Source organism: Roseateles sp. P5_E11, from assembly GCF_054049355.1.
Genome location: NZ_JBFUMO010000342.1, coordinates 1 through 6,319 on the forward strand (window position 1 = coordinate 1; position 6,319 = coordinate 6,319).

Sequence of the window (6,319 nt, forward strand, 5' to 3'; positions counted from 1 at the left end):
CCTGCTCACACGGCTCGGCGGGCAAGTTCATCGCCCCGGCGCGCTACGACTATCTGGACGTCATCCTGCGCCGCCTGGCCGAGGTGGGGGGCACGCACCTGCACATCGGCATGCTGCCCGGCCCCGTCATCGACGCCTTTCGCGACCGGCTGACCGGCGCCGGCGTTGACCCGGCGCGCTTCCAATACCAACCGCCGGTGCGCAGCCTCTGGAACCATCTGCGCGACGGCGATGTCGACCTGTGCATCTCGTCCTTTCCCTTTCAGGGGGCCAAAGGCCTGGTCGAAACCCAGGGCGCGGGCCTGCCGGTGCTGATCCAGCAGAGCACGCTGTCCAAACACCACTCCACGCGCGACCTCATCTACGAGGAAGCACTGTGGTGGGAAACGCCGGACGACTTCATCCGCGTGCTGGCCGCGCAGACGCCTGAGTCCCTGGCCGAGCAGTCCCGGGCCTCGCGCCGCTTCTACGAGCAATGGCACCACCCGCGCGAGCTGGCCTATGCGCTCAACAACGCCCGCCGCACGGCTCCCTGCCCACCGGTGCGCAACCCGCCTTGCGACACGCTGGCCCTCTACCTTCGCTAGCCCCTCGTGATCGACCTCGTCTGCGCCACCCGCTGCACGCCCGATGAGTTCTGGGGCAAGTCCGCCCTGGGCCTGTCGCTGCGCCGCATGACCCATGACGACCGCCTGCTGCCCCGCGTCTATTTCGAAAACAGCCGCGGCCTGCCCATCCTCTACAACGAGCGCATCGCTGCGGCCGACGCGGCGCCAGTCTTGGCCTTCATCCACGACGATGTCTGGCTGGATGACTACTTCTTCTACGAGCATGTGATGGCGGCCCTGCACGCCTTTGACGTCATCGGCGTCGCCGGCAACAAGCGCCGCGCGCCGATGCAGCCGTCCTGGGCCTTCCCGACCACCAAGTTCGAATGGGACGACCGCGCCAACCTCAGTGGCATCGTCTCCCACGGTACCGGCCCCTTCGGCCAGATCTCGGCCTTCGGGCCCGTGCCGGCGGAATGCGAACTGCTGGATGGCGTGCTGCTTGCCGCCAGGCGCGACACGCTGCGTGCCAGGCAGGTGGGCTTTGACGAGCGCTTTGACTTCCACTTCTACGACATGGACTTCTGCCGCAGCGCCCGCACCGCCGGCCTGCGCCTGGCCACCTGGCCGATCGCCATCACCCACCAGAGCGAGGGTGGCTTCGGCTCGAACGGCTGGATCGAGAACTACAAGAAGTACATCGGCAAGTGGGGCGAGTAGGCCCGCTCAGGCTTCGAGAGAGATCTCTCGACGGCCCGTGCCCCTGAGTCTGCGCGGCGAGCAGCCGAATTCGCGACGGAAGGCCTTGTTGAAATTTGACAGGTCGGCCCAGCCGGTGTCGTAGGCCACATCCGTCACCGGCCGGCGGGTGTCGCGCAGCAGGCTCAACGCATGCATCAGCCTCGTGCGCATCAGGTACTGGTGCGGCGTCACGCCGATGGACTGGCGAAACACGCGCAGCAGRTGGAAAGGGCTGAGGCCGGCGACCTGGGCCACCTCATCAAGGGTCAGCGCCTCGGCGCTGCGTGTCTCGATGCAATGCGCTGCCGCGCGGGCACGCTCATCCTGTCGTGGCAAGGCGGCCGGGGCTTCGCCATCGATCAGGGCGCGATGCACCTGCGACACGATGGCCAGGGTGGCTTCCTCCAGCGCGAAACCCTCGTCGCCGCCAGTGTCCAGCCCCTGGAAGAGGGCGGCGACCCGCGGCAGCGGCGGCAGGCAGGCCCGTGAGAAGCGATTCGCCGCCTTGGCGACACCGAGGGCGCCCAGCGTTTGCTCGAGCAGGTCTGGCGACAGTGACAGCACCGTGCAGTCGTCACCCGAGCCATCACTGTCCTCGTGCGAGCAGGCATAGCCCTCGCCGACATTGCCCAGCATCAACCAGCCGGCGTTGAGCAGGGCGCCACCGGCCCGCGTGCGATAGGTGAACTGGCCGCGGTCCACCAGCGTGATCGAGAAGGCCGGATGCTCCTCGTCGACCGCCCGCTCGCCCCGGCCGGCGCGGCACTGGCAATGCATCAGCCGCAGCCCGGCACCGCGCTGCAGCGGGCGGTAGCGGCGCTCGGCCTCGGCCGGGGAGTGCGGGGGCAGGGACATCGGCGCATCGTAGGAGGGCGGATGTGCAGAAGCTGTCAGCAGGCATCGCAGTTTTTGCCAAGTTTTCTGCGGCGGCCTTCCCTAGGCTGCGTGCCATGAAAAACCTCCTCACCCTCCTCTCTCGCTCCGTCTGGCTGGCCGCACTCGCCACGGCACCCGCCTTCGCCGCCGACCACCTCGACACGCCCACCGTCATCGCCGACCCGGCTGCGGACATTGGCGATCTCTTCGCCTGGACCTCGGCTGACGGCAAGCGGCTCAATCTCGTCATGGACATCGTCGGCAAACGCTTTTCCGACCAGGTCCAGTATGTTTTCCACGTCGACAGCGGCCAGGCCCTGGGCCGCACCTCGGCCACCACCCGCCTGGTCTGCCAGTTCGACGCCGCGGGCGCCGCCAGTTGCTGGGCCGGCCGCGCCGATCGCCTGCAGGGCGACGTCAGCAGCCCACAGGGCCTGGCAGGTCGGGGCGGGCGCTTTCGCGTCTTCGCCGGCCTGCGCGACGACCCCTACTTCAACAACGTGCGCGGCACGCGCAGCGCCTTGAATGCCGCTGGTGCTGCCATCCAGGCTGGCCAGGCACCGCAGGACGCCAGCGGCTTTCGCCGCTTCGATGCCGAGACGCTCAAACGCCTTCCCCAGCTCTGGGGCCAAACTCAGGGCGGCCCGGCGCGCAACTTCCTGGCGGGGTGGACGACCTCGGCCATCGTTGTCTCGGTTGACCTCGACCTCGTCAAAACCGGCGGCCCGCTGCTGGCCGTGTGGGGCCGCAGCGAGCGCCGCCAGCTCGCGCCGGCCAATGAACCACCGCCGCCCGGCGCACCCATCGACCGCATGGGCCGCGCGCTGACCGGCAACGCCCTGCTGGCCACCGTCGGCGAGGAAGACATCGCCAACCTGCTGAAGGAGGCCTACAACCGCGCCGACCCCGCCGGCTGGCCAGGCTTTGCCACCGAGATCGGCCGCAACCTGGCGCTGTATGACAGCTTCGATGGCGTGGCCGGCAACCAGTGGCTGGCCGATGCGCAGGACGCGACGCCCGGTCGCTACAAGCGCTTGGCCGAGCTGCTGGCCGACGACCGCCTCTGGGTCGACAGCCGGCAGACGCGCTGCCTGCATTACCTCGCCGTCGAGCGCAGCGCCTTGGGGGCGCCGCCACTGGCGGACTGCGGTGGTCGCACGCCGCTGCAGAACGTCAATGCCGTGTTCCGCTCGCTGCTGATCCGCGGCACGCCAGATGTCGCCGACGACGGTGTCACGCAGGACGACCACGAGCACTCCACCACAGCTTTCCCCTTCCTGTCCGCGCCATGAACCGCAACACGCTTGTCGCCCTGGCCATTGCCGTTCTCTCAGGGTGCGCCGCGCCGCCAGCCACCACCACCCTGGGCAGCATCGCGCTGATCAATCTTGACGACCAGCTGCGGCGCCAAGCCGACGATCCAGCAGCGCTCGACCTGTGGCTGCTGCGCCTGCAGTTCCTGGCGGACTACCGTGTGCTGGACCGCGCCGCCGATTTGACCGAGGTGAGGGCCGGCAGTGCCGCAGACCACCTGCAGCGGGCCCGGGCCCGCATGGCCGCCCACCGCTTTGCCGACGCGCAAGCGGACCTCGACGCCGCTGGCGCAACGCCTGCCCAGCGTGCTGCGTTGCTGGTGGCCACTGGCCGTGCCGCAGAAGCCTTGCCCGCGTTGCATGCTGAGGCTGAACGCCGGCCCGGCTTTGCCAGCCACTGCGCGCTGGCCCGCGGCGTGGCCGCCGTCGGTCGCCTGGAGGAAGCCGACCGGCTTTATGCCCGGGCCCTGCGCGAGCTGGACACGACCTTGCCCTTTCCGGCCGCCGCCGTTGCCTTCGCTCGCGGCCTGATGTGGTCCGAGCAGGGCGGCGACCCGGCGCGGGGTGCGGCCTTCTACGCCGAGGCCCTGCGGCTGCTGCCCGACTACGCGGCGGCCGGCATCCACCTCGCCGAGATCGAGCTGGCGCGCGGCAATGAGGCCGCGGCAGAGGCCCGGCTGCTGCATGTCGTCATTCACACCGATGAGCCCGAGGCCATGGCGCTGCTGGGAGCGCTGCATGCGCGCCAGGGCGAGGTGGCACGTGGCCTGGATGAGATCGACGGGGCACGCCGCCGTTTTGAGGCTCTGCTGGCCCGCCATCCCGCGGCCTTCGCCGACCATGTGGCCGAGTTCTACCTCGGCGTGGGCCGCGACCCGCAACGCGCTTGGACCTGGGCCCAGGCCAATCTGCGCGAACGCCCGACGCGGCGCGCCTACGAGCTGGCCATCCGCGCGGCCGAAGCGATGGGCCGCACGGGCGAGTCCCTTGCCCTGCGTCAGCAAATGGACGCCCGTCACGCACCGCGGGCCGCCTAGGCTCGAATGTCAACGAAGGAATTTACATGCTCAGGCTCTACGGCTTCTCCAAGGTCAATGCCGGCGCGCGAGGCCACACCCGCGACCTGCGTGTGCTGTGGGCGCTCGAGGAGATGCAACTGCCCTTCGAGATCGCCGGCATGGACCACCCGGCGCACGACCTGAACACCGATGCCTATCGCCGGCTCAGCCCCTTCGAGCAGATCCCCGCCATCGACGACGACGGGCTGATGCTGTCCGAATCTGCCGCCATCCTTGTCCACCTGGCAAAGAAGTCAGGTCGGCTGATTCCTGCCGGTGGCACCGGCGAGGCCCAGGTGCTGCGCTGGTGTTTTGCCGCGATGAACACGGTCGAGCCGCCGATGCTCGCTTTGATGGTGCTCGACTGGACAGCGGACGGCAGCTGCGGCAAGCACCGCGAGTTCCTGGTGGGCTGGGTACACCGGGTGTTGACGAACCTCGAACGCTGGCTCGCCGGCCGCGAGTTCGTCGCGACCGAGGCATTCACCATCGCCGACATCCTGATGGCGCATGTGCTCGTTTCGGGCATCAAGGACCAGGCATTGATGACACCCTATGCGGGCCTCGCGGCCTATCGGGACCGCTGCCTGGCCCGGCCTGCTTGGAAACGGACCCAGGAGGCCTACTTCGCGCGGGTTGAGGCGGGGTAGAACCGCCGCCGGCAGCGCTTGGGACCCGGCAACCTCGCTTGCGCCGGCATGATGGCTGACACTCCGCTTGAACCCGCTCGCCCAGGCGTGCGGCTCGGCCTCAACGCCAGATATCAACCAGAGACATCCACTTGCGCCTCCAGTCCGTGCCTCTCCATGCCCGTGCCATTGCACTCACCGCGTCCATGCTGGCAAGCAGCGCCCTGGCGCAAACGCCCGCGGCGCATGGCACCACGCAGAAGAACGACCCCTTCGTCGCCCAGGCCGAAGCTGCCTATGTGAACCATTTGGCGGCCGAGAAGGCGGGTGACGTGGCTCTCTACAAGCAGACCCGGGCCAAGGGCGCCATCGATGAGACGGTGGCCAACCTGCGCCAGCGCGGGGCCTCCGAAAAGGACTTGTCCGCCGCCCTGAAGCGCGGGGCGCCGTACTCCACGTCGCTGGACGGCTACCGCTTCCTCAAGGCCGACGGCGTGGGTGGCGCGGGGCGGCTGTTCTATCGCAAGGATTGGAAGAACGGCGACATGGAGATGGTGGACTTCCTGGGCTACGTCACCCGCTGGGAGGACGGTCGCTGGAAGGTGGACTGCGTCATCAACGCCACCGGCACCAAGCTGGGCATGGGCTCGGCCGGCAAACTGCAGGAGCGCACGGTGGATGAGGTGACCGAGCATCGGTGCCTGGCGTTGAAGTGAGGCTGGGTCAGTCGGTGGCACTTCCGCTCCTGGCCGGGTCCGTGAGTTGACGTCGCCGCCCGGAAGCCGCCTGTCGTAGCGCGGGAGAGAATCGCAGTCTGGACTGCCCCTGGTCGGCTGGACAGCCAATCCCTATCCACAGCTGTGCCGTCAGACCGCTCATGACCGACGCTCAATACACGATCTTGCCGCAGTGGCCCAACGCTTATCCGGCCAGCGGCGCCAGCGCCACCCTGAAACTCCTCAACGAGGATTTCATCGTGACCGAACTGCCGCTGCAGCAGCCCTGCGGTGAGGGCGAACACATCTGGCTGGACATCGAAAAGAACGGTGCCAACACCGCCTTCGTCGCCCAGCAGCTGGCCGAGGCCGCTGGCGTTCAAGAAAGGGATGTGGGCTATGCCGGCCTCAAGGACCGCTACGCCATCACCCGTCAGT

At 68.6% G+C, this 6,319-nt stretch carries 8 protein-coding genes; 7 read left to right on the forward strand and 1 reads right to left on the reverse strand.

Annotated features, from left to right (window positions below; translation table 11 throughout):
• A partial coding sequence (locus ACXJKR_RS21250) for a hypothetical protein (protein ID WP_457324511.1) occupies window positions 1-587 on the forward strand: 587 nt, incomplete at its 5' end.
• 6 nt (window positions 588-593) lie between these two features.
• A complete protein-coding gene (locus ACXJKR_RS21255) occupies window positions 594-1,268 on the forward strand; it encodes a glycosyltransferase (protein ID WP_457324512.1) in 675 nt (224 codons plus the stop codon).
• A gap of 6 nt (window positions 1,269-1,274) precedes the next feature.
• On the opposite strand, the gene ACXJKR_RS21260 is transcribed toward ACXJKR_RS21255, so the two are convergent.
• Window positions 1,275-2,144: a helix-turn-helix transcriptional regulator gene (locus ACXJKR_RS21260; RefSeq protein WP_457324513.1), complete on the reverse strand. Its 870-nt coding sequence runs from the start codon at window positions 2,142-2,144 to the stop codon at window positions 1,275-1,277.
• Window positions 2,145-2,239: 95 nt separating this feature from the next.
• Between ACXJKR_RS21260 and ACXJKR_RS21265 the strand changes: the two genes are divergently transcribed.
• The 5 genes from ACXJKR_RS21265 to truD form a co-directional block, all read left to right on the forward strand.
• Window positions 2,240-3,457 carry a hypothetical protein gene (locus tag ACXJKR_RS21265; RefSeq protein WP_457324514.1) on the forward strand — a complete coding sequence of 406 codons (1,218 nt, stop codon included), beginning with the start codon at window positions 2,240-2,242 and terminating at the stop codon, window positions 3,455-3,457.
• Complete coding sequence (locus tag ACXJKR_RS21270; RefSeq protein ID WP_457324515.1) at window positions 3,454-4,515, forward strand: hypothetical protein; 1,062 nt, start codon at window positions 3,454-3,456, stop codon at window positions 4,513-4,515. The genes ACXJKR_RS21265 and ACXJKR_RS21270 overlap by 4 nt, the downstream gene beginning before the upstream one ends.
• Window positions 4,516-4,541: 26 nt before the next feature.
• Window positions 4,542-5,186 carry a glutathione S-transferase family protein gene (locus ACXJKR_RS21275; protein WP_457324516.1) on the forward strand — a complete coding sequence of 215 codons (645 nt, stop codon included), beginning with the start codon at window positions 4,542-4,544 and terminating at the stop codon, window positions 5,184-5,186.
• Between the two features lie 185 nt (window positions 5,187-5,371).
• Window positions 5,372-5,881 (forward strand): hypothetical protein, encoded by a 510-nt coding sequence (locus ACXJKR_RS21280; RefSeq protein WP_457324517.1) that lies wholly within the window; start codon window positions 5,372-5,374, stop codon window positions 5,879-5,881.
• A 161-nt stretch (window positions 5,882-6,042) separates the two neighbouring features.
• Window positions 6,043-6,319, forward strand: a 277-nt coding sequence (gene truD, locus ACXJKR_RS21285; protein WP_457324518.1) for a tRNA pseudouridine(13) synthase TruD, incomplete at its 3' end; no start/stop codon positions are given.